16 protein-coding genes are annotated in these 23,368 nt (G+C 64.2%); 7 read left to right on the top strand and 9 right to left on the bottom strand.

Features of this window, described 5'->3' with window-relative positions; genetic code table 11:
* Positions 1-228 precede the first annotated feature (228 nt).
* From DYST_RS16350 to DYST_RS16330, 5 genes are all read right to left on the bottom strand, one after another.
* Positions 229-3,357 carry an efflux RND transporter permease subunit gene (locus DYST_RS16350; RefSeq protein WP_102303115.1) on the bottom strand — a complete coding sequence of 1,043 codons (3,129 nt, stop codon included), beginning with the start codon at positions 3,355-3,357 and terminating at the stop codon, positions 229-231.
* Between the two features lie 4 nt (positions 3,358-3,361).
* Positions 3,362-3,571 carry a hypothetical protein gene (locus tag DYST_RS16345; protein WP_239946680.1) on the bottom strand — a complete coding sequence of 70 codons (210 nt, stop codon included), beginning with the start codon at positions 3,569-3,571 and terminating at the stop codon, positions 3,362-3,364.
* Between the two features lie 60 nt (positions 3,572-3,631).
* On the bottom strand, positions 3,632-4,141 hold the full coding sequence (locus tag DYST_RS16340) for a Rossmann fold nucleotide-binding protein (RefSeq protein WP_158241326.1): 510 nt from the start codon (positions 4,139-4,141) through the stop codon (positions 3,632-3,634).
* A gap of 118 nt (positions 4,142-4,259) precedes the next feature.
* Positions 4,260-7,496 (bottom strand): efflux RND transporter permease subunit, encoded by a 3,237-nt coding sequence (locus tag DYST_RS16335; RefSeq protein ID WP_102303118.1) that lies wholly within the window; start codon positions 7,494-7,496, stop codon positions 4,260-4,262.
* A 140-nt stretch (positions 7,497-7,636) separates the two neighbouring features.
* The gene (locus DYST_RS16330; protein ID WP_102303119.1) at positions 7,637-8,908 is read right to left on the bottom strand and encodes an efflux RND transporter periplasmic adaptor subunit; all 1,272 of its coding nucleotides are present in this window, start codon (positions 8,906-8,908) and stop codon (positions 7,637-7,639) included.
* A 364-nt stretch (positions 8,909-9,272) separates the two neighbouring features.
* Between DYST_RS16330 and DYST_RS16325 the strand changes: the two genes are divergently transcribed.
* Entirely contained in the window at positions 9,273-9,794 is a 522-nt protein-coding gene (locus DYST_RS16325; RefSeq protein ID WP_428993991.1) for a c-type cytochrome, read from the top strand.
* Positions 9,795-10,749: 955 nt separating this feature from the next.
* Here the strand turns inward: DYST_RS16325 and DYST_RS16320 are convergent.
* Positions 10,750-11,940, bottom strand: a complete 1,191-nt coding sequence (locus tag DYST_RS16320) for an MFS transporter (protein ID WP_239946678.1) — start codon at positions 11,938-11,940, stop codon at positions 10,750-10,752.
* On the bottom strand, positions 11,937-13,121 hold the full coding sequence (locus DYST_RS16315; RefSeq protein WP_239946676.1) for a serine hydrolase domain-containing protein: 1,185 nt from the start codon (positions 13,119-13,121) through the stop codon (positions 11,937-11,939). Before DYST_RS16315 ends, DYST_RS16320 begins: the two co-directional genes overlap by 4 nt.
* A 106-nt stretch (positions 13,122-13,227) precedes the next feature.
* Here DYST_RS16315 and DYST_RS16310 point away from each other — a divergent pair, with 106 nt between their 5' ends.
* A complete protein-coding gene (locus DYST_RS16310; RefSeq protein WP_239946674.1) occupies positions 13,228-14,106 on the top strand; it encodes a LysR family transcriptional regulator in 879 nt (292 codons plus the stop codon).
* Here DYST_RS16310 and DYST_RS16305 read toward each other — a convergent pair.
* Positions 14,103-14,687 carry an ACP phosphodiesterase gene (locus DYST_RS16305; protein ID WP_239946672.1) on the bottom strand — a complete coding sequence of 195 codons (585 nt, stop codon included), beginning with the start codon at positions 14,685-14,687 and terminating at the stop codon, positions 14,103-14,105. The genes DYST_RS16310 and DYST_RS16305 overlap by 4 nt on opposite strands.
* A gap of 60 nt (positions 14,688-14,747) precedes the next feature.
* Between DYST_RS16305 and DYST_RS16300 the strand changes: the two genes are divergently transcribed.
* The 4 genes from DYST_RS16300 (at position 14,748) to DYST_RS16285 (ending at position 20,169) form a co-directional block, all read left to right on the top strand.
* Positions 14,748-15,425, top strand: coding sequence for an alpha/beta hydrolase (locus DYST_RS16300; RefSeq protein ID WP_428993922.1), 678 nt, complete (start codon positions 14,748-14,750; stop codon positions 15,423-15,425).
* A 66-nt stretch (positions 15,426-15,491) separates the two neighbouring features.
* Positions 15,492-16,613 (top strand): cell division protein ZapE, encoded by a 1,122-nt coding sequence (gene zapE / locus DYST_RS16295; protein ID WP_239946670.1) that lies wholly within the window; start codon positions 15,492-15,494, stop codon positions 16,611-16,613.
* A 1,196-nt stretch (positions 16,614-17,809) separates the two neighbouring features.
* Complete coding sequence (locus DYST_RS16290) at positions 17,810-18,184, top strand: peptidase C13 (protein ID WP_239946669.1); 375 nt, start codon at positions 17,810-17,812, stop codon at positions 18,182-18,184.
* 143 nt (positions 18,185-18,327) lie between these two features.
* Positions 18,328-20,169, top strand: coding sequence for a putative bifunctional diguanylate cyclase/phosphodiesterase (locus DYST_RS16285; RefSeq protein WP_239952136.1), 1,842 nt, complete (start codon positions 18,328-18,330; stop codon positions 20,167-20,169).
* A gap of 19 nt (positions 20,170-20,188) precedes the next feature.
* Here DYST_RS16285 and DYST_RS16280 read toward each other — a convergent pair whose 3' ends face one another.
* A complete protein-coding gene (locus DYST_RS16280; RefSeq protein WP_239946667.1) occupies positions 20,189-21,868 on the bottom strand; it encodes an AMP-binding protein in 1,680 nt (559 codons plus the stop codon).
* Between the two features lie 162 nt (positions 21,869-22,030).
* Between DYST_RS16280 and DYST_RS16275 the strand changes: the two genes are divergently transcribed.
* A complete protein-coding gene (locus tag DYST_RS16275) occupies positions 22,031-23,326 on the top strand; it encodes an amidohydrolase (protein WP_239946664.1) in 1,296 nt (431 codons plus the stop codon).
* Positions 23,327-23,368: the final 42 nt, after the last annotated feature.

Raw genomic sequence — 23,368 nt, 5'->3', positions numbered from 1 at the left:
GGCTGCGGCATTACCAAGGGGAAGGTGCGACGCGCAGACAGGGCCACGCACGGACGCACCAAACGTCCGGAGCCGACCGACATGGGGGCGAAACGGGCGGACGAAAGCCCCTTATTGTCGCGATTTCGGGCGAAGCACGAAAGCGCGGACCGGAACAATGCGCAAGGGTATGGTTCGGCAGGCTTTTTTCAGGAGCGCAGCTGCGCTCCTGAAAGGGATAGCAGTCGCTCAGACGTTCTCGCCCGCGGGCAGGCGCCGCGGCTGACGGAACCTGGCGCGCCATGCGCTGAAACGATCCGCCAGGCACGAGAAGATCACGTAGAGCGCCGGGGTGCTGAGCAGGGTCAGGCTTTGGGAGATCAGCAGGCCGCCAATCAACGCAATACCCAGTGGGCGACGCAGATCCGAACCTTCGCCCAGGCCGATGGCGATGGGCACGGCGGCGAGAATCGCCACCATGGTGGTCATCATGATCGGGCGGAAGCGCACCATGCTTGCCTCGTAGGCGGCATCGGAGGCGCTGAGCCCGTGCTCGCGACGCGACACCAGCGCGAAGTCGATCATCATGATCGCGTTCTTCTTGACGATGCCGATGAGCAATACCAACGCGATCTGCGCGATCACCGACAGTTCGGTATCTGTGATCCACAGCGCCATCAGCGCACCGACGCCTGCCGCTGGCAAAGTGGAAAGAATCGTCACCGGATGGATCAGGCTCTCGTACAGCATGCCGAGCACGATGTAGACAACTACGATAGCGCCGAGCAGCAGCCACAGCATGCCGCTCTGTGATTGCTGGAAGCGGCGGAAATCACCACCGATGTTGATACGGATGTCACCCGGAAGACGCATCTGCGAACCGGTCGCCTGGATGATCTGCAGCGCTTCGCCCATGCTCACGCCCGGCGCGAGGTTGAAGCTCATGCTCATCACGGTGTACTGGTTTTCGTGCGAGATCTGCGTAGGTGCCAGCCCCGCTTCCTGATGCGCGAAGGCGGTGAGCGGCACCATCTTGCCGCTGTTGCTGGCTACGTAGATCGCGTCGATGGCGGCGGGCGTTGCCGTCTGGTTCGGCAACGCGTTGACCACCACCTTGTACTGGTTGAGGTCGGAATAGATGGTGCTGATCTGGCGCTGGCCGAACGCGTTGTACAGCGCGCCGTCGATGGTGCCGATGCCTACGTTGAGGCGCGCGGCCTTGTCGCGGTCGATCACGATGTTTTGCTGCAAGCCGGCGTCGTCGACATCGCTGCCCACGTCCTTGAGCTTGGGGTTCTTCTTCAGTTCGGCAACCAGCTTGGGCAGCCACAGGGTCAGCTCTTCGGGATCATCGCCCTGCAGCGACACCTGATACTGCGCGCCCTGACTGGTGCCGCCGCCACCGCCGAAACTCGGCAGATCCTGGATGGGACGCAGACGCACGTTGAGGTCGGGATAGCGCGCTGCCTTGGCGCTCAGTCGCGCGAGCACGGCGAATGTGTCGTCCGTGCGGCCCTGTGCATGTGTCTTCAGCTCGATGTCGAACGTGCCTGATGCACCCTGGCGGCTGGTGCCCAGGCGCGAACCCACGCGGGCGACGTCGTGATCCTTCAGCAACATATTGATCAGGCGCTGCTGACGTTCGACCGCATCCTGGAACGACACCGTCGCACCGGAGGTCGCGCGGCCACGAATCAGGCCGGTGTCCTGCGGCGGGAACAGACCCGTTTTCACCTGACCGAACAGGAGCACGGTGATGCCAATCAACACCAACGGCGTCAGCGAGAATACGAGCGCATGCTTGAGCGAGAACTTCAGGCACTTCGAATAGACACCCAGCATGCCCGCCTGGAATTTCTCCAGGGCGATACCGACGCGCGTGGTGGGCTTGTCCTGATCGTGGCTACTCAGGAACTGGCCGCACAGCGAGGTGGTGAGCGTGAGCGAAACGAACGCCGAGACGATGATCGCGGCCACCAGCGTGATGGTGAATTCCTTGAAGAACAGGCCGGTGATGCCGCCCATGAACAGGAGTGGCAAGAACACGGCAACCAGCGAGGCGGTAATCGACACGATGGTGAAGCCGATCTCCTTCGCGCCGGCCAGCGCCGCCTCCATGCGCGTCATACCTTGGTCGATGTGCCGGACGATGTTCTCGATCACCACGATGGCATCGTCCACGACGAAGCCGATGGCGATGACCAGCGCCAGCAGGGTCAGGTTGTTGAGGGTGAAGCCGAGGATGTACATCACCATCGCGGCGCCAGCCAGCGACAACGGCACGGCGGCGGTGGCGATCAAGGTGGGTGCAAGGCGGCGCAGAAACAGCGCCATGGTCAGCATCACCATGACCAGGCTGATCAGCAACGTCGCCTGCACTTCATGTAGCGAAGCGCGAATGGTCGGCGTGCCGTCGAAGTACGGCGTGAGCGTGGTGCCGGGCTGCAGGTAGCTGCGCAACAGCGGCACGGCGTCCTTCACGCGATCCACGGTGCCGATGATGTTGGCATTGGACTGGCGATAGACGTACATCAAAATCGCCGGTTTACCCTGGAACCACGCCGCCTGATACGCGTCCTGCAGGCCGTCGTACACCTTGGCGACATCCGACAGGCGCACGGGAACACCGTTGTTCGACGCGATAACCAGGTCCGCGAAATCCGCTGCCGTGTGCAGCGAGTCATTCGCTGTCACCGCCATGGTCGTTTTACCGTCCGACAGGAAACCCTGAGGCGAGGTGACGTTGGCAGCGGTGAGCGCGTTGCGCAGCTGGTCGGGCGACAGGCCCAGCGCATTGAGCTGACGCAGGTTTACATCAACGCGAACGGCCGGCGTCGCTGCGCCAAGGATGTCCACTTCCGACACGCCGTCGAGCTGGCGGATGCGCTGCGCGAGCAGCGAATCGGCGATGTCATACAGCTCACGCGCCGATTGCGTTTCGGAGGTCAACGCGAAGGCGATGATCGGATCGTCGTTTGGATTGGCTTTCTGGTAACTCGGCGGCGCGTTGAGGCCACTCGGCAAGTCGGACTGTGCCGCGTTGATGGCGGCCTGCACGTCGCGCGCGGCGGAATCCAGATTCCGCCCCGTCTCGAACATCAGGAACACCTGCGTGCTGCCCAGTGAACTGGACGAACGCATGGTGTCGATGCCCGGCACCTGGCCCAGGTGCCGTTCCAGCGGCGCGGCCACGGTGGAGGCCATGGTGCTTGCGCTCGCGCCGGCCTGGCTGGCCTGCACGAAGATCACCGGGAACTGCATGTTCGGCAGCGCCGCCACGCCCAGCAGCGCGTAGCAGATCAGACCCACCACAAACACGCCCATGGCAAGCAGCGAGGTGCCGATCGGGCGGCGGATGAAGGGGCCGGAGATGTTCATGCCGTCAGGAAACCAGAAACAACGCGCCAGGCGCGAGGGTGTTCAGAGAAGCCGCGCACCGCGTCAGCGGCGCACGCACGAAGAAACGTATATACCGCACATTGACTGCAGAACGCATGACTGAAGATTTGGTTGATAGTTTCTTGCGCTTGCGGGGCAGTTCGACTTTCCGCACCGCCATTCCCGCGAAGGCGGAAATGGCAGTGCGGGGCATGGGTGCTCACGGTACGGCGGCAGCCCTTAGGTGTCGCTTAGACATCCAGCACTTAGACGTCTAAATGCGGACCAGCCCAAGCGACCTCAGTTTTGCCTCCAGCACCTCGACGGAATCCCACGGCAGGATGGGCGAATTGGCGCGCTCGTCGGGCGGATTCTGCAGCAGTCCATCCGACCAGCCACCGCAACCGGTCAGCGGCAACAGCGGCCGATGATGAAGCCAGGCCAGGCACACTTCGGAAATGGTGCCGGCGCGCCCACCGATCACGAGGCAGGCATCGCCGGCCAGCGCCATCAACAGGTTGCGCGCATCGCCCATGCCGCACGGAATCACCACGGTCGCCGGCCAGTCGACGGCCGGCATGGTGCCGCTCGGGATGATGCTGACGACCAGGCCGCCCGCATCGATCGCACTTTGCGCCGCATGTCGCGTGGCGGGGCTGCCGCAACCGCTCACCAGCGTGATGCCTGCGCGCGCCAGCAAGGCACCGGCCTGCCCTGCCAGTTCGTACGCCTTCGAGCCCGGTTCCGCGCTGCCGAGCACGCAAACCTGGGGTTTCCTTGTCATGTCCATGTCGATCCTTGTGTCGAGCCCGGATAACGCCAAAAGGGGCGCGCCATGATGGCCGCGCCCCTTGGGTGGTCTTATTGCTTGGCCCGGTGCATACCGGGCCGGTCGAGCGTCATCACACTGCGCCGCGCGTCTGCGCCTGCTCGAGCGCGCGGCGTTCGCGACGCTCGCGCAACCAGTCGGAGAAGCGCTCCATGTAGAGGTAGATCACCGGCGTGGTGTACAGCGTCACCAACTGCGACAGCAGCAGGCCGCCGACGATGGATACACCCAGCGGACGGCGCAGCTCCGCGCCAATGCCGTTGCCCAGTGCCAGCGGCAAGGCACCGAGCATGGCGGCAGCGGTGGTCATCATGATCGGGCGGAAGCGCAGCAGACATGCGCGACGGATCGCCTCGTGCGGCTTCATGCCCTCGCGCTGCGCCTCGATCGCGAAGTCGATCATCATGATCGCGTTCTTCTTCACGATACCGATCAACAACACGATACCCACGATGCCATCCACCGACAGACTCATGCCGCACAGGAGCAGTGCCAGCAAGGCACCCACACCGGCCGGCGGCAGGGTCGAGATGATGGTCAACGGGTGGATGTAGCTCTCGTACAGCACGCCCAGCACGATGTAGATCACCACGATGGAGGCGACCAGCAACAGCACTTCATTGGTCAGCGAGGTGGAGAACTCCGCCGCCTTGCCGATGAACTGGCCGCGCACCTGCGGCGGGAAGTCCAACTGCTGTTCCACCTCGTGGATCGCATCAACCGCCTCGGACAGTGAGTAGCCCTGCGCGAGGTTGAACGAGATGGTCACGGCCGGCAGCTGCTGCTGATGGCTGACCACCAGCGGCGCAGTGGTGACTTCGGCCGTCGCCAGCGAGGCCAGCGGAATGGTGCCGCCAGCACCGACGATCACGCCGATGTTGGCCACGCCCAGGCCGGTGCTGGTCGACGAGTTGCTCGACGCCACCTGACCGAACGCCGTGGCGTTGCTACCGGTCAATGCGCCACTGCCGTTGCTCTTTACCGTGAGCTGGTTGAGCAACGCGGTGCTGGTGCGGAACTGCGGCGCCACTTCCAGCACCACGCGGTACTGGTTGAGCTGGGTGAAGATGGTCGAGATTTGGCGCTGGCCGAACGAGTCGTACAACGTGTCGTCGATGGTCTGCACCGGCACGCCGAGACGGCTGGCCTTTTCGCGGTCGATGGTGAGCTTGAGCGAGGTGCCCTGGTCGGCAAGATTGTTGTCGACGTCGGCCAGTTCCTTGCGCTCGCGCAACGCCTGCGTCATCCGCGTGGCGTAGTTGGAAAGCTCGGCCGCATTCACGTCGGACATCGAGTACTGGTACTCGGTGGCAGACACACGGCTGTCCAGCGTCACGTCCTGCACGGGCTTCAGGTACAAGGCCACGCCCGGAATGCCGGCAGCTTCCCTCTGCAGGCGTGCCACCACGTCGTCGAGGCTGTCACGGTCACCGCGATCCTTCAGCACGATGCTGAGCTGACCCTGGTTGAGCGTCGGGTTGATCGAGCCTGCGCCAATAAAGGCCGCTACACCGGTCACCGCCTTGTCACGGCGCAACGCATCGGCCACGGCCTTGGTGCGCTGTTCCATCTGCGGGAAGGCAACGTTCTGATCGGCTTGCACGACACCGGTGATCAGGCCCGTGTCCTGCTCGGGTAGCAGGCCCTTGGGGATCACGATGTAGAGGAACACGGTGAGCACGACGGTGGCGCCCGCGATCAGGATGGTCAGCCTCTGGTGGCCGAGCACCCAATCCAGCGAACTCTCGTACACATTGACCAGACGCGACCACCAGGTCTTCTTGCCGGCGGCGGCGTGGCGCTCGTGCGCGTCGTCGCCTTCCGGCAGTGCGTCGGGCTTGAGCAGGTAGGCGCACATCATCGGTGTCAGCGTCAGCGACACCAGCATGGAGATGGCCACCGCGATGGTGAGCACCCACGCAAACTCGTGGAACAGGCGACCGGTAACGCCGGGCATCAGCAGCAGCGGCAGGAACACCGCGATCAGCGACACGGTCAGCGACAGCACGGTGAAGCCGATTTCCTTCGCGCCGATCTCTGCCGCTTCTTTGCCTTCCTTGCCCTGCTCGATGTAGCGCACGATGTTTTCGATCATCACGATCGCATCGTCCACCACGAAACCGGTGGCCACGGTAAGCGCCATCAGCGAGAGGTTATCCAGCGACATGCCGGTGAAGGCCATGACGCCGAACGTACCCATCAGCGACAGCGGCACCGCCACCGACGGAATGATGGTGGCCCACAGGCGGCGCAGGAACACGAAGATCACCGCCACCACCAGGAAGATGGTGAGGATCAGGGTGAACTGCACGTCCTCCACCGAGGCGCGGATGGTGATGGTGCGGTCAGCGAAGACGTCCAGATGCACGTCCGCCGGCAGCACGGCCTGCAACTGCGGCAGGATCGCGCGGATCTGCTGCACGGTCTGCACGATGTTGGCGCCCGGCTGGCGACGGACGTCGAGCAGCACGGCGGGCTTGCCGTTCGCCCATGCAGCGAGCTGGTCGTTCTCTACGCCATCCACCACGGCGGCGACGTCGGACAGACGCACCGGCGCATTGTTCTTGTACGCGATGATGGTGTCTTTGTACTCAGCCGCGGTCGCCAACTGGTCGTTGGTGCCGATGCTGTAGGACTGCGTGGCGCCGTTGAGCGTGCCCTTGGGCGCGTTCACGTTGGCCTCGGTGAGCGAGCTGCGCACGTCTTCCATCGTCAGGCCAAGATTGGCGAGCTGCGACGGATTCACCTGCACACGCACGGCCGGGCGCACGTTGCCAGCGATGGACACCAGACCCACGCCCTGCACCTGCGAGAGCTTCTGCGCGAGGATCGAGTCAGCGTAGTTGTTCACCTCACGCAGCGGCAGGCTCTCTGACGTGAGCTTGAGCGTCATGATTGGCGCGTCGGCCGGGTTCACGCGGTTATAGACCGGCGGATACGGCAGCGTCTGGGGCAAGGTGCCACGCGCCTGATTGATGGCCGCCTGTACGTCCTGCGCCGCAATGTCGATGTCACGGTCCATCGCGAACTGCAGCACGATGGTCGAGAGACCCGCCGACGAGTCGGAGGTCATCATGCTCAGGCCGGAGATCTGGCCCAGGTTGCGCTCCAGCGGCGTGGTAACCAGTGAGGCCATGGTCGAGGCGCTGGCGCCCGGATACTGCGTAGTCACGACCAGACTGGGTGCGTCGATCTCGGGGAGCGCCGACACCGGCAGCTCGCGGTAACCGAGGATACCGAGCAGCAGCACCGCCACCATCAAGAGTGAGGTGGCGATGGGTCGGCGAATGAAGAGTGTGGAGAAGCCCATAAGTTTGCCGTCAATGAGTGGCTGTCAGCTTGCTCGCGCAATGCGTTGTCGGGGTGGCGGCGACGGCACGCGGCGCGTCCTTGCCCGGCCACCGGCAGCGGAAGCCCTCGGCCCCCGCTGCCTTGTTCCCTTGCGCCCGCTTAGCCGCCGCGGCGACCGCCGCCGCCCTGCTGCTTGGCATTCTTCTTGGCCTTGTCCATCTCGGCCGTCGTCGGCGCTGCCGGCACTTCGCCCGGCTTGAGCGCCTTGACCTTGCTGCCCGGCTTGAGGCGGAACTGGCCTTCCGTTACCACCTGATCGTTGAGCGCCAGGCCCGAGGTGATCATGACGTGGCTGTCGCCCACCTCATTGGCCACCTTCACCGGCTGCATCTTGACCGTCTGGTCCTGCTGCAGCAGGTACACGTAGTCGCCGTCCGGACCGCGCTGCACCGCCTGCGCCGGGATCACCAGACCGCCCGACACCGTACGCACCTTCAGGCGCACGTTGACGAATTGGCCCGGCCACAGGTCGGCCTTGGTGTTCTGGAACACCGAGCGCAGCTTGAACGTGCCGGTGGTGGTGTCGATCTGGTTGTCGATCACATTGAGCTGGCCGTCGTCGGCAATGGTGTGCGCATCGGCGCGGTCCAGCGCCAGCACTTCCAGCGGGTCGCCGTTGCCCGATGCGGAGCGGACTGCTTCCAGGTTCTGCTCTGGCAGGTTGAACATCACGTAGATCGGGTGGATCTGGGTCAGCGTGACCAGATTGGTCGTCGTGATGACCACATTGCCCGGGTCGACCTGGCGAATGCCGGCTACGCCGTCGATCGGCGAAATGATGCGGGTAAAGTCCAGGTTGACCTTGGCCGCGCGCACCGCTGCCTTATCGGCCGTCACGCTGGCGATTAGGTTGGCCACGTTGTTGCGGTAGGTGTCCATGTCCAACTGGGCCACGTAGCCCTTGGCCACCAGTGCGTCGTTGCGCTTGAGCGTGCTCTGCGCGGTGGAGAGCTGCGCTTCGTCCATCTGCTGCTTGCCCACGGCCTGGTCGTAGGCAGCCTGGAACGGACGCGGGTCGATCTGCGCCAGCAGGTCGCCCTTCTTCACTTCCTGGCCTTCCTTGAAATTGATGCTGAGCATCTGGCCGCCGATCTGCGGATTCACGGTGACCGTGTTGAGCGCCTGCACGGTGCCCAGCGCGGTGAGATACACCGGCACATCCTGCTTGACCACGGGCTCGACCGTCACCGGCACGGGCGCGGCATCCTTGTCCTGACCGGCGGCATCGCCCTGGCCTTGTCCCTTGTGCTGACCACCGTGCTGCCCCTGCGCGCCTTCCTCGGCAGCAGGCTTATGCAGCAAACGGAAGCCGATGCCTCCCACCACGATCACGGCCACAACGATCAGCGCGATCTTCCAAAAACGCGACATGAAAAACTCCCAGAATGAAAGACAGGCCACCCGACCCCACCGGTGCGCTCCGCGCGCCTGACCTATGTGTCGTATGAAAGGATAGGGTCAGTTCAACGGCAATAGACAATGCCAGTTGACATGGGTGCCCTATGACCGATGGCAGGGTTTTGACAGCTTATCGCGTCAAAATGAAGAAACTTGCATGAAATCAGAGGCCCCTTAGGTACGACTTAGGCGCGACACGACGCCGCCGGCACCCGACTGAAACTTGCCGCGGCCTTCGTCTATACTCGACCAATTGTTGTCTGAACCAAAGCTAATCCGGCCATCTGGCTGTCCTTTGATCTGTCCATTGAATTGGAGTCATTGCGTGAGCGGTTCCCTGACGAAATCCGACCAGAGCTTCATGCGCAGCTTTTCCCTGCTGATCCTGGGCTTGTCTGTACTGACTCTGCTGCTGATCGGCGGCGCGTGGTTGATCTACGACCATGAGCCGAAAGAAGTAAATCCGCAAACCGCCGCCCAAACCGAAGCGCGCATTGCGCCAGCCGGCGCTGTCTACGCGGGCGACACGGGCCGCGCCGCCATGCAGGCCGCGCAGGACGCCGCCACCAAGGCCGCCGCCGCGCAGGTTGCCTACGGCGGCAGCACCGACGGCAAGACCATCTACGACAACCTCTGCCACAGCTGCCACACCGCGGGCATCGCTGGCGCGCCGAAGCTGGGCGACAAGTCCAGCTGGGGTCCGCGAATCGCTGAGGGCCTCGACACGCTGGTCAAGCATGCGACGGATGGCTACAAGGGGCCGGATGGCAACATGATGCCGGCCAAGGGTGGTAATCCGGCGCTGACGGATGATCAGGTGAAGGCCGCGGTGCACTGGATTGTGGATCAGGCGAAGTAAGTCCTCGCTTTCGGGAGTTTCGGATGACGCCGCCTTTGGGCGGCGTTTTCTTTTGGGGGTCGTTGGGGGCTGCGCGCGCTTTTGGCTCCCTCGCCCCTTTGGGGAGAGGGTTGGGGTGAGGGGTGGGTGCTCGCCGCACCGTTTCATCTAAGCCGTCATCCCTGCGTAGGCCGGAGACGTTTTTCAACAGCCGAATGGCTGGTCATCCAGTTGCGTCAGTGGTTGGCTGTCGCCTCGAGCGTTACTGCGATCCGGCCGCTTACGCAGCGAGCGTTTCGATCGTCTGCCGACGACGCGAAGCTAGTTCCGTGGAACACAGCGGGTAGTTCGGAGCGCTTCGCAACGCGCCCTCGCGAAGAGGACTTAAAGCAGGCCTCGCTACGCTTCCCGACTCGCTACGCTTCCCGACCGGTGTGGAGAACTCGCCACGGAACGGCATCGTCTTTCTCTTCTGCCTTGGCTTTGTGCGCTAAAGCAGGAGCCACGCGACCCGCCGCGATGCGATGTGCAGCGCAGCTACACGAGCCGTCCGCTTTCGCTTTTGACCTTCCGGGCCCCCTGTGCGGCGGTGAGGGGTGGACGAAAAGGCCCGCAGGGGGGATCGGCAAGGATGCCGATCCCTTTTCGCCAGGGCAGGAAGCCCTGTCGAAAAGCCCGGCCGCCCCTCACGAACTGGCCGGCTTCGCCGGCCAGCGCCAAGTGGGGGTGCCCTTTCTTCGGGTTACTTTTCTTTGGGCAAGCAAAGAAAAGTGACTCGGCCTCCGGTAGGAGGGCGAAAGCCCGCCGCAGGCGAGCCAGGTCGCGACTACGCGACAACCAAGCGAGAGCCAAAGTCACTGGACCCCTGCCTGCGCAGGGGTGACGGTTCTTTTGAAGTAGTGGGGCAAGAACGTCCCCTCACCCCAACCCTCTCCCCGGAGGGGCGAGGGAGCCAAGAGCTCACGCTAGAGCAACCTCATGCCCAAGCCCTCCTAGCCGGCACCACCACCCCCACCGTCACCACCAACAACACCACCAACGACCACGGCAACATCACCACACCCGCCGTCTTAAGCAGCACCCCACCCACCACACCACCACCGGCAATCGCCAGATTCCACCCCACCACCACCAATGACTGACCAAGGTCCTGCTGGTCACCGGCACGGCGCGCAACCGCCGTCTGAATCAGCGTCGCCGCCCCGCCAAACCCCAGTCCCCACACCAATACCGCCCCTACCAGCACCGCCGACGAATACGGCCACAACGCCATCGCCAGCGCGGCCAGCAGGAACAGGCCGGTGCCGATGGCCATCAGCGGCCGCATCCAACGGTCAATCAGCGCACCGGTGATGACGATGCTCACCACCGATGCCACGCCGAACAGCAGCAGCAGTCGGTCCAATGAGGCCTGCGCGCCGGACAGCGCGGCGAACGGGGCGATATAGGTGTAGAGCACGTTGTGCGCGAGCACGGCGAGCAGCATCACCAGATACACCGGCAGCAGGCCGGGCAATGCCACCACGTCACGCAGCCTGCCTTGGGTCTGCGGCGGCAGGCCCGGTACTGGCGGCAACGTGGCGCGTGCCCAGGCCACCAGCAGCAGGCTCAGCAACGACATCAGGCCGAAGACCCAGCGCCAGCCGATCAACTGCGATAGCCAGGTACCGACGGGAATGCCGATGGTCATCGCCAGCGGCGTACCCAGCATCGCCACGGCAATGGCGCGGCCTTGCTGATGCGGCGCCACCATGCGGCTGGCGTAACCGGCCACCAGTGACCACAGCAGACCTGCCGCCACACCCGCGAAGAAGCGAGTGACCATCATCAAGGCGTATGACTGCGACCAAGCCATCGCGCTGTTGACCAACGCAAAGCCGATCAGCGCCGCGAGCAGCAACGGCCGGCGCGGCAAGTGGCTGGTGAACTTAACCACGGGAATCGCCGTGAGCATCGAGCCGACGGCGTAGATGGTGGTGAGCTGGCCGACCAGCGCTTCGCTGATCCTGAGATCGTGGCTCATGGCCGGCAGCAAGCCAGCGACGACGCACTCGGTAAGCACCGTGATGAAGGCACCGCAGGCCAGCGCGAGCAGACCTAGCAGCGGGAGGCGTGCGGGGGTGGGAAGGCAGGCGTCGCGTGGCAACGCCTCCTCGGCGGGATTCATAGCGTCCCCTCCAGCGCGCCATAGACCGCATCGCGCAACTCGGTGACGAAGGCACCGGACATGCCTTCGTAAAGGGTGTTGGTGAAGGCCACGACGCTCAATTCCCGCGCCGGATCGACGAACCAGCTATGCCCATAGGCACCGCCCCAGCGCCAACTGCCGGCGGCCTCCGGCGTGCCGGTAGCAGCGGGATCGCGCAGCACTGAGAAGCCCAGGCCGAAACCCCAGCCCGGCGCATCTTCCGGCCCGCGTTCGCCCGTGTGGTTGCGTGCCATCTGCGCTACCCAGGCGTGATCGAGGATGGGCGCGCCGCCCTGGCGCAGCACTTCCAGCAAACGCATCAGGTCATCGGCGGTGCCCACCATGCCGGCCCCGCCCGAGGCAAAGGCGCTGCCATCCAGCGCGCGCTCGGGGCTGTAGATGATGCCCGCCACATCGGGGAACGGCGGGACAATCTCGCCCTCGCCGACCACGTGTGGTGCCGGCTCGTCGTTGACGTACGGCGTGGCCAGGCGCGCGGGAGTGAGCGCATGAAAGTCGGTATCAGCCATGCCCAGCGGCCCGGTGACGGTATCGCGGACGATCTCGTCCAGCCGCTTGCCCGTCGCCGCCTCCAGCACACCACCGGCCACATCGATGCCCAGCGAATAAAACCACCCCTCGCCTGGCGCGAACTGCAACGGCACCGTGGCGATGCGGCGCAGGTTCTCCGCCAGGGTAATGCCGCTGGCGTCCATGCCGTCCGACACGCCGGCCTGCGCGTACGGGCCGCTCGCATCGGATTCGAGGAATCGGTAGCCGAGGCCAGACTGGTGGCTCAGCAGTTGGCGCAGGGTGATATCCGGCGCACTGCCGTCGGCCAGGCGCGGTTGAAAGTCCGGCAGCCAGCGGGTCACCGGAATATCCAGATCCACCACGCCGCGGCCGGCGAGCACCATCGCCGCCGTGGTGACGATGGGTTTGCTGACCGAGGCAAGGCGGAACAGCGTGTCGGTGCGCATCGGCCGGCGGTGCTCGCGATCCGCCCAGCCAGCGCTGCGGCGATACAGCTCGCGGCCGCGGTGCTGGACCAGCACGACCGCGCCCACCAGCCGCTGCTGGTCGATGGCGAGGTTGATGACCGCATCAATCGGACCGGTGGCGGAAACCGGCTCAAGCGCAAGGCTCTGGCTCGATGTCATGGGGGCGCTCCTTCCTGGGAATGGGGACCGCTACCTTAGATACCGCGCATCCACGGAAAAAGACGGGTAGAGTTCGTGGCTTTACGGACCTGGAGTTCCGCAATCCATGAACGTGGACAGCCTGGGCCTGCTGCAGACCTTCGCGCAGGTCGCCGACAACCTGAGTTTTGTGGAAACCGGCCGCCTGCAGGGCGTCTCGGCCTCGGCCGTGGGTAAGGCCGTCTCGCGGCTGGAAGGGCAGTTGGGCGTGCGCCTGTTTCACCGCAGCACGCGCAGCATCGCGCTGACGGCCGAGGGACAACAGTTCTTGGCGCGCAGCCGGCGCATTCTGGGTGAATTGGAACTGGCCGAAGCGGAGCTGCACAGCCAGTTCGCCGAACCCCGCGGCTCCCTGCGGGTCAGCCTGCCGCTGGTCAGTGGCCTGGTGCTGCCGGTGCTCTCCGACTTCATGGAAGCCTATCCGCACGTGCGGCTGGACCTGGATTTCGACGATCGTCTCGTCGATGTGATCGAAGAAGGTTTCGATGCCGTGCTACGCGTTGGCGTGCCGAGCGACTCGCGCCTCATCGCCCGGCGCGTTGGCACATTCCGGCGACTGCTGGTCGCGTCGCCTGAATACCTGGCACGCCGGGGTACGCCGACCATCCCTTCTGACCTGACGCAACACGACTGTCTGCATTACCGCTTCCCCACCAGCGGCAAGCTGGAGGCGTGGCCGGTGCCGCCGGCGGTCGAGGTGCCCATCGCCATGGTGTGCAACGACGTGGATACCCGCGTCTGCTTCGCCATGCGCGGGCGCGGCATTGCCTACGTGCCGGAACACGCGGTGCGCAAAGCGCTGGCATCGGGCGAACTGGTGCCTGTATTGGACGAATACGCCCAGGTGTGCGGCACGTTCTACCTGTTGTGGCCATCAGGGCGGCACATGCTGCCCAAGCTGCGCGCGTTCGTGGATTACGTGGGCGAACGACTGCTGTGCGACTAATTCGCCTCAATCCATTGCGCGGCGAACTGCTTCAGTTCGGGAAAGAACGTCTCGAACGTCGCCTGCAGCGGCCGGTCCAGCCCCACCAACACGGGCAACGCCTCCCCCACTGGGTTGGCTCGCCGCAAGCGATGGGAGATGCCATCAAACGCCGCGCCCATTTCCTCCGGTCGCGCATAGCCTGCCGGCAGCGCATGCGCATCCATGTAGTGCCGGAAACGCAACAAGCCCGGCGGCAACAGCGACTCGTGACGATAGAGCAGTTCGCGCACGCCCGCCGAATAGGCGTCCAACGATTGATCACTCCAACGCGGAAAGTCGCGCGCGAGCAAATGGTCGAACCACATGTCCAACAGGATGCCGCCGTAGCGGCGATACGGTGCCGGCAGCAGTGTGCGTGCCTCCGCCACCACGGGATGACTGTCGGTGTAGACGTCGATCGCGCGATGCAGGCGTATACCGGCGATCAGCCTCGCCGGGAGCGCCGGATCGGGCTGACCGTGGACGAAATCGCCCATCAAGCCGCCTAGCCGCAGCAGGTCGTCGTCACCCGCCAGCAATGTATGCGCAAGATGATTCATCGCCGTCCGCCCGAACGTCCGGGGCACATGGCGGTTATCATCGTGTTTATGAACCCCGTCATGATCCCTACCCAACCCGACCGTTTTCCTGAGCAGGCTGCCAGCTTCGCGCTGGAAGGGCCTGCGGGCAAGCTCGAAGCTGTGAGCGACGTGGCCGTGCCCGAAGAGGCACGCCGCGGCACCGCCATCATCTGCCATCCGCACCCGCTGCAGGGCGGCACCATGCACAACAAAGTGGTGACGATGGTGGAGCGCTCGCTGCGCGAGTCGGGGCTGGACACCGTCCGGTTCAATTTCCGCGGTACTGGCGAGTCAGAAGGCACATACGACCACGGCAACGGCGAAGGCGACGACCTCGCCGCCGTAGCCGCCTGGGTGCGCCGGCTGCGCCCGAACGACGCGCTGTGGCTGGCGGGCTTCTCGTTTGGCAGCTACGTGTCCATCCGCAACGCAGTGCGTTTGCGCGCCGATGCGTTGATCAGCATCGCGCCCCCGGCCGGCCGCTGGCCATTCGAAGACATCCAACTGCCCACCTGCCCCTGGCTGGTAGTGCAGGGCGAGGAAGACGAAGTGGTCGACCCGCAGGCCGTGTTCGACTGGATCGACGGCATGGACCAAAAACCCGAACTGGTGCGCATGCCGGAAACCAGCCACTTCTTCCACCGTCGCCTGATGGATCTGCGCGGCGCCATCAAGCACGCCGTGCAGCCGTGGCTGCCGCCGCTGCGTCAGGATTGATGCCCTACCCTCCCCCCGTTCGATGCTCCGCGTCCCCACGGAGCATCCGAAGAGTCCGCCGTACCCATGAGTAACTCCGTCCCGCTCGCGCCCAGTGCGCGTTATCACGAAGGCGTCAGCGCGCACCGCTGGGAAGCCGACCCCGCACAACAAGCGCTGCTGCCTGAATTCGACCGCATGCATGCCGAACTCATCGCGGCAGCCGCCAGCGGTAACGGCAGCGGCCTGTTTGGCCGTCTGAAATCGCTGCTCGGCAACGACACGCGCGAAGGCGTGCAGGGCCTGTACCTATGGGGCAGCGTGGGTCGCGGCAAGACCTTCCTGATGGACATGTTCGTGGCAAGTCTGCCGCAAGGCATGGCGCTGCGCCGGCACTACCACCGCTTTATGGGCGAGGTGCAGGAGCAATTGCGCGAACTTGGCGAGCGACAGGATCCGCTGATCGAAGTCGCCACTAACATCGCCTCGCGCTGTCGCGTGTTGTGCCTGGACGAGTTCCTGGTGAACGATATCGGCGACGCGATGATCCTGGGCACGCTGCTGCAGTCGCTGTTCGAGCGCGGTGTGGCACTGGTGACGACCTCGAACACCGCACCAGAAAACCTCTACAAAGACGGCCTGCAGCGCGCCCGCTTCCTGCCGGCCATCGCGATGATCGAAAAGCACTGCCGCGTGGTGCAGATGATCTCCTCGCACGACTGGCGCCTGCGCGCACTCACGCAAGCGGCGGTATACCAGACCCCACCGGGCCCGGAGGCCGAGCGCGCCCTCTCCCGCATTTTCACCACGCAGGCTGAAGGCACGGTGCAGGACGGTGGCGACATCATCGTCAACGACCGCCCCATTCCCGTGCGCAAGCGCGCGCGCAATATCCTGTGGTTCGATTTCGCCGCACTGTGCGAAGGCCCACGCGCTGTGTCCGACTACATTGAGCTGGCTAAGGCTGGCCCTGCCGTGATTGTTTCCAACGTGCCGCAGTTCACCGTTTATACCGACGATGCGGCGCGGCGCTTCGTGTTGTTGGTGGATGAGTTTTACGATCGCAAAGTGAAGTTGATCTTGTCCGCTGCTGCGCCGATTACGGAGTTGTATGACGGTGAGCGGCTGCGTGCGGAGTTTGGTCGTACGGAGTCGCGGTTGATTGAGATGCAGAGTGAGGAATATCTCGCGAGTGAGCATTTGTCGTAGTTGATGCGCGTTGTTGCGGATCGCTCTAAGCGCGCCTCAGTCGTGCTCCCTCGCCCCTCAGGGGAGAGGGTTGGGGTGAGGGGTGGGTGCTCGCCTTACCGTTTCGATGAAACGGTCATCCCTGCGAAGGCAGGGATCCAGTGACTTTGCGTTTGGTTGTCGCGCTACGGCGATCTGGCCGCCTACGCGGCGAGCGTTTCGACCTCCTACCGGAGGCCGAGTCACTTTTCTTTGCTTGCCCGAAGAAAAGTTACCCGAAGAAAAGGCACCCCCACTTGGCGCTGGCCGGTGAAGCCGGCCAGTTCGTGAGGGGCGGCCGGGCTTTTCGACAGGGCTCCTGCCCTGGCGAAAAGGGATCGGCATCCTTGCCGATCCCCCTGCGGGCCTGATCGTCCACCCCTCACCGCCGCACAGGGGGCCCGGTACATCAAAAGCGAGAGCGAGAGCGCACGGCTCGTGCAGCAGAGCTGCACATTGCGTCGATGCGGAGAGGACTTAAAGCGGGCTTCGCTGCGCTTTCCGATCGCTGCGGCTAGTGAAACGGGATGCAATACCTCCCGACTGCTAAGAAGAGTTAGCCATCTAACGACATCACCTTTCTCTTCTGCTTTGGCTTTGCGCCCCAAAGCCGCAGCAACGCGACCCACCGCGATGCGATGTGCAGCAACGCTGCACGAGCCGTCTGCTTACAGCTTTTGATCTTCCAGGGCCCCGTATGAGTCGGCGGGCGGGTGGAGAAAAGGCCCGCAGGGGAATCGGCATGGATGCCGATTCCTTTCGCCGGGGCAGGAGCCCCGTCGAAAAGCCCGGAACCCGCCCGCGTACCTGGAGGGCGTAGCCCGGAAGGCGACTCATCCGGGGTGCCCTTCTCTTCGGTTACTGTCTCTTGGGCATGCAAGAGAAAGTGACTCGGCCTCCGGTAGGAGGGCGAAAGCCCGCCGCAGGCGAGCCAAGTCAAGACCACGCGACAACCGAAAGCAAAGTCACTGGATGACCAGCCATTCGGCTGTTGAAAAGCGCTTCCGGCCCTTGCCCCCTTTTTTGGGGTTCGCAGGGATGACGAAACAAACGATGGGGCTAGATTGACCCCTCACCCCAACCCTCGAGCACCAACTACAACAACACCTCCAACAAAACCGCAAACCACCCAACACCGCACCTGCTAACGTGCCGCCACCACCACCCATGGAACCACCATGCCGATCCTCCTCGCCATCGCCCTGCAACTGAGTCCCACCGCCGGCGCGGATTTCCACGCGCGAGTGACCCAGGCCAAGCTGGCCGAAGGCGACGCCACCGGACCGGCCTATCAAAAGCAGATGTGGGACCGCATCGGCAACGCGACCACCGACGCCTACAAGGCTTGCCTTGCCGGCACGCAGCCGCAGGACAAGTCCCCCTTCACCTTGGTGGCCGACGTCACGACTGACGGGCGTCTCGCCAACATCACGGTGCAGCCCGAGATCCCCGTGGCCAAATGTATGGCGAGCCATTTCACCGGCCTCACGCTACCCGCGCCGCCGGCCAAGCCTTCGCCCTATCCCGTCGAGATCGACTTCAGCATCAAGTAGTGATCGCCATGTGACCGTTACGTGTCGCAGGCAATCGCGACACGGCGTCATACATACATTGGCCTCATTGCGATGGGCAGAGCGGCTGGAGTAGCCTCGCATGCATAGCGGGACCACACAGGCCCGTAGGGGACAATGACGTGATGCGCACGACCACGGAATGGGGTCCGGGGCAGCACGCGGCTGGGCATCAGGCTTCTGCGCCTGGCGTCGGACTGCGCCCGGAACAGGCGACTTCAGCCGAAAGTTTCGCCGTGCCAGGGTTCGACGCCGTGGTGCGTCTGCTCACGCGCTCGCTCGGCGTGCCGTTGGTGGCGCTGGTGCTCAATAGTGGCTCGGCTTACTGGTTTGCCGATGGCAATGAAGTACCTGCCGATGGCCCGCGCACACTGCATCCCTTGTTGCTCCGGGCGGCGCGCAGTCTTGCGCCGCAGGTCGTGCTCGATGCGCTTGACGACGAGCGCCTGCGCGATGCCGTACCGCCGTTGACCGCGGGACCGGGACCCATCCGTTTCTTCGCCAGCGAGCCAGTCGGCACATTGACCGGCCAGCATATCGGCGCGCTGTGTGTGATGGATGCGCAACCACGCGCCGCGCTGAGCGAAAGCGAACAAACCGCTCTGCGCGATGCTGCGACGCTGATCGGCACCGGCGTGGTGCTGCGTAGCTATCTCGGCCGTACCGACCCCATCACGCAACTGCCGCATCGCTATGCGTTCTTCGACGACCTGCGCAAACATCTGGACGAAGGTGCGGCTCACGCCTGGGTGATGGCCGTCGACGTGGCGCCGGTGCAGCGCTTCAACGCCTTCATCCGCGCCATGGGCCATGCCTATGCCGACGAACTGATGCGCGGCGTGGCCGCGCGCGTACAGGCGTGGATTCCCCCTGGCACCCATCTCTATCAGGTCGGCGCCACGCGCTTCGCGGCGGTGCTACCTGATCATCATCTGCTCGATGACACCACACGTCTGGACGACCTGGTCAAACGCCTGCGCCAGCCATTCGACTGTCTCGGCATCCCGCTGACCATTCAACCGGGTGTGGGCCTGCTGAAGATCAACGCGACTGAACTGCGCGGCGGTGATCCGTTGCGGCTGGTGATGAATGCGTCTTATGCGGCGCAGCAGAGTCCACGCGGATGGGCGGTCTACAACCGCTTGCAGGATGAGCAGCAACGGCAGGAATTTTTGCTGGTTACCGAACTGGCTGCGGCGCTCGATGAGGGTGCGGAGCTGGATCTGCACTATCAGCCGCGCATCGATCTGGACACCGGCCGCTGCGTCGCGTTGGAAGCCCTTGCACGCTGGCACCATCCCACGCTGGGCTCCGTGCCGCCCTCACATTTCGTGGCGCTGGCCGAGCGCGCTGGTTTAATGCACTCGCTCACGCAATGGGTCATGGAGCGCAGCCTTGCGCAGCTCGCCGTATGGCGGCACGCCGGCCACGACATCAAACTCTCGCTCAATGTTTCCAGCAGTGACCTGGGTGCCGACCTTGTGGGCCGCCTACGCGCCGTCGCCGAGCGCCACAAGATCGGGCTCGACTCGTTGGAACTGGAGTTCACCGAAAGCACGTTGATGGAACACAGCGCCATCACGCGACGTCACCTCACTGCCATCCGCCAGCTCGGCGCGGGCATCGCTATCGACGATTTCGGCACGGGCTACAGCAATCTGGCCGCATTGCGGCAAATGCCAGCAACGAGCTTGAAGATCGACCAATCCTTCGTGCGCGGCATGGGCACCAGCCCACACGACGAAGCCATTGTCCGCTCCGTCGCGGACTTGGCGCGCAATATGGGTTTCCGCGTCGTGGTCGAAGGCGTAGAGACATCCAGCATCTACGAAAGCGTGCTGGGTATGGCCTGCGACGAGGCCCAGGGTTTCCACATCGCCTACCCGTTGCCCTCGGGTGACGTGCCGGCGTGGCTGGACGCGCATCAGGGCATGCCGTCGCGACGGGCGGTGCGCTGGGGCGAGTAATACCCCTCCGCCGCCCTGATCAGGCGACCGGCAGACCCAGTTCCTCCACCATGGCTTCGCGCATCAGGTACTTCTGCACCTTGCCCGTCACCGTCATCGGAAAGGTGTCGACGAAGCGCACGTAGTGCGGCACCTTGAAGTACGCCAGATGATGGCGGCAGTAGCTCTGGATCTCCGCCTCGCTAGCTTCGCAGCCTTCGCGCAGGCGAATCCACGCGCATACCTGCTCGCTGAATTTTTCATCCGGCACACCGAACACCTGCACGTCCTGCACCTTGGGATGGGTATAGAGGAACTCCTCGATCTCGCGTGGATAGATGTTCTCGCCACCGCGGATGATCATGTCCTTGAGGCGACCAACGATGGTGCAGTAGCCCGCCTCGTCGATCACGGCGAGATCGCCGGTGTGCATCCAGCGTGCTTCGTCGATGGCCTCGCGGGTTAGCGCCTCGTCTTCCCAATAACCGAGCATCACGGAGTAACCGCGCGTGCACAACTCACCGGGTGATCCTTGCGGCACGATACGTCCGCGTTCATCCACCAGTTTCACTTCCACGTGCGGATGAATGCGGCCTACGCTGTTGACGCGCCGCTCCAACGGATCATCGGTGGTGGATTGGAAACTCACCGGGCTGGTTTCCGTCATGCCGTAGGCGATGGTGACTTCGCTCATATGCATCTCGCTCACCACGCGGCGCATGACCTCGATGGGACACGGCGAACCGGCCATGATGCCGGTGCGCAACGAGCTGAGATCGAAGCGACCGAACTCGGGATGCTCCAACTCTGCGATGAACATGGTGGGTACACCGTGTAAGGCCGTGCAGCGCTCTTCCTGCACCGCCTCCAGCGTGGCCAGCACGTCGAAACCTTCACCCGGAATCACCATGCACGCGCCGTGGGTCACGCAGGCGAGATTGCCCAGCACCATGCCGAAGCAGTGGTAGAAAGGCACGGGAATGCACAGCCGGTCCTGCTCGGTAAGACGCATCGCGGCGCCAATAAAAAAACCGTTGTTGACGATGTTGTGATGCGTGAGCGTCGCCCCTTTAGGCGCGCCGGTAGTGCCGGAGGTGAACTGGATATTCACCGGGTCGTCGAAACCGAGTTGGCTTTCCGTGGCGCGCAAGTGAGCCATCGATTCATCGTCGGCGCGCGCTGCCAGTTCGCGCCACGGCCGCGTGCCCGGCACGGCTTCGTCGTCGAGCAGAATGACCTCGCGCAATGACGGCAGGCGCTCGGACTGCAACTCGCCCGCTGTCGCCACCGCGATCTCCGGCGCCAGCTCCATCAGCATGTCCAGGTAATGCGAGGTCTTGAAGCGACGCGGCAATACCAAGGCGCGGCAGCGCACCTTATTGAGCGCGTACTCCAACTCGTGCAGGCGATAGGCCGGGTTGATGTTGACCAGGATCAGCCCCGCCTTCGGCGCCGCGAACTGCAACACCACCCACTCGGCGCGATTCGGCGCCCAGATGCCGACGCGATCGCCGCGTTGAAGTCCCAATGAAAGCAACCCGGCGGCAACGCGTTCGACTTCCGCATGAAACTGTCGGTAATCGAGGCGGATGCCCTGTGAGCGCACCACCAGTGCCGGCCGCTCCGGATGAGTCGCAGCGATGCGATCCAGCAACGTGCCGATCGTCTCGCCAAGCAGCGGCTGCGAACTGACACCGTGGACGTAGCTCGCACCGGACATGACAGGGTTCTCTGGGGTCGGGAACCGAGCATAGCACTGGGTTTGCGGCGCTCTTCGGGCTATCGACCTTGGTCGGAGTAGCCTGCCGGTGCGATGGTGCTGCGCACCCACGCAAGCTGATCCGTCTTGCCAGGATCAGGGTTCCTTACGCGGAGACATCCCATGCGCCTGACCTCGCTCGCCCTGGCCGTTGCCACCGTCATCGCTGGCACGGCCCACGCCGCCGATACCACGCAACTCGTGCAGGGTGAGCTGCCGCAGGTCACTGCATGGCGGCGCGATATCCACCAGCATCCGGAACTCAGCAACCGCGAAACACGTACCTCCGCCCTCGTCGCGGCGCAGCTGAAGAAGCTGGGCCTGGAAGTGCACACAGGCATCGCGCATACCGGCGTGGTCGGTATCCTCAAAGGTGGCAAGCCGGGACCGAAGCTCGCCATCCGCGCCGACATGGACGCGTTGCCCGTCACCGAAGAGGTAGATCTTCCCTTCGCTTCCAAAGCCAAGGGCGAGTACCGCGGCAAGCAGGTCGGCGTGATGCATGCCTGTGGTCATGACTCGCATACCGCGATGCTGCTCGGCCTCGCCACCGTGCTCGCCGGCATGAAGAAAGATTTGCCCGGCGAAGTGATGTTCGTGTTCCAGCCCGCCGAAGAAGGGGCACCGGCAGGCGAGGAAGGCGGCGCATCGCTGATGCTGAAAGAAGGCGTGTTCCGCGACTTCAAGCCCGACGCGATGTTCGGCATGCATGTGGTCAGCTCGCTCAACGTTGGTACGGTGGCGGTGCGTCCCGGCCCGACCATGGCGGGTTCGGACTGGTTCAAGCTGGTGGTGCATGGCAGGCAGACACACGGCGCGATGCCGTGGAACGGCGTCGACCCCATCGTCACCTCCGCTGAGATCATCAGCGCGGCGCAGACCATCGTCAGCCGCAAGCTCAACATCGGCGACCTACCCGCCGTGCTCAGCTTTGGCATCGTGGAAGGCGGAGCCCGCTACAACATCGTGCCCGATCAGGTGGAGCTGCAAGGCACGCTGCGCACCTTCGATGCCGGCATGCGCCAGCAGGCGATCGACAACCTCAAGAGCATCGCAGAGCACATTGCCGCAGCGAACGGCGCCACGGTGGATACGCAGATCCCGGTGGGCGACAGCAACCCGATCCTGGTCAACGATCCCGCACTGGCGGGACGCGTACGGACCAGCATCGGCAAGGCGATCGGCGGCGACCATGTGATCGAGGCGAAGCCGTGGATGGCCTCGGAAGACTTCGCCTATTTCGCGAAGGAAGTGCCCAGCGTGTACTTCTTCGTCGGCTCAACGCCGACCGGGCAGGACGCACTCAAGGCGCCGGCCAACCATTCGCCGAAGTTCTTCATGGACGAGGGCGCGATGAAGATCGGCATGGAGTCGATGTTGCAGGCGACGCTCGACTATCTCAATACGCCGGCCTCCTGATAAAAACACGCGCCCGGCTCCCGACGGTTCTGGACCCGTCGG

This window comes from Dyella terrae, from assembly GCF_022394535.1.
GTDB lineage: Bacteria > Pseudomonadota > Gammaproteobacteria > Xanthomonadales > Rhodanobacteraceae > Dyella.
Note: the sequence above shows the minus strand (reverse complement) of the source record. Positions and strands in the feature narration are given on the sequence as shown.

What these genes read in the sequence shown, in the direction of transcription:
- DYST_RS16350 (WP_102303115.1), bottom strand. Translation starts at nt 3,357, where the DNA reads ATGAACATCTCCGGCCCCTTCATCCGCCGCCCGATCGGCACCTCGCTG.
- DYST_RS16340 (WP_158241326.1), bottom strand. Translation starts at nt 4,141, where the DNA reads ATGACAAGGAAACCCCAGGTTTGCGTGCTCGGCAGCGCGGAACCGGGC.
- DYST_RS16315 (WP_239946676.1), bottom strand. Translation starts at nt 13,121, where the DNA reads ATGACATCGAGCCAGAGCCTTGCGCTTGAGCCGGTTTCCGCCACCGGT.
- zapE (WP_239946670.1), top strand. Translation starts at nt 15,492, where the DNA reads ATGAGTAACTCCGTCCCGCTCGCGCCCAGTGCGCGTTATCACGAAGGC.
- DYST_RS16330 (WP_102303119.1), bottom strand. Translation starts at nt 8,908, where the DNA reads ATGTCGCGTTTTTGGAAGATCGCGCTGATCGTTGTGGCCGTGATCGTG.
- DYST_RS16280 (WP_239946667.1), bottom strand. Translation starts at nt 21,868, where the DNA reads ATGTCCGGTGCGAGCTACGTCCACGGTGTCAGTTCGCAGCCGCTGCTT.
- DYST_RS16310 (WP_239946674.1), top strand. Translation starts at nt 13,228, where the DNA reads ATGAACGTGGACAGCCTGGGCCTGCTGCAGACCTTCGCGCAGGTCGCC.
- DYST_RS16305 (WP_239946672.1), bottom strand. Translation starts at nt 14,687, where the DNA reads ATGAATCATCTTGCGCATACATTGCTGGCGGGTGACGACGACCTGCTG.
- DYST_RS16335 (WP_102303118.1), bottom strand. Translation starts at nt 7,496, where the DNA reads ATGGGCTTCTCCACACTCTTCATTCGCCGACCCATCGCCACCTCACTC.
- DYST_RS16285 (WP_239952136.1), top strand. Translation starts at nt 18,328, where the DNA reads ATGCGCACGACCACGGAATGGGGTCCGGGGCAGCACGCGGCTGGGCAT.
- DYST_RS16300 (WP_428993922.1), top strand. Translation starts at nt 14,748, where the DNA reads ATGATCCCTACCCAACCCGACCGTTTTCCTGAGCAGGCTGCCAGCTTC.
- DYST_RS16345 (WP_239946680.1), bottom strand. Translation starts at nt 3,571, where the DNA reads ATGCCCCGCACTGCCATTTCCGCCTTCGCGGGAATGGCGGTGCGGAAA.
- DYST_RS16275 (WP_239946664.1), top strand. Translation starts at nt 22,031, where the DNA reads ATGCGCCTGACCTCGCTCGCCCTGGCCGTTGCCACCGTCATCGCTGGC.
- DYST_RS16320 (WP_239946678.1), bottom strand. Translation starts at nt 11,940, where the DNA reads ATGAATCCCGCCGAGGAGGCGTTGCCACGCGACGCCTGCCTTCCCACC.
- DYST_RS16290 (WP_239946669.1), top strand. Translation starts at nt 17,810, where the DNA reads ATGCCGATCCTCCTCGCCATCGCCCTGCAACTGAGTCCCACCGCCGGC.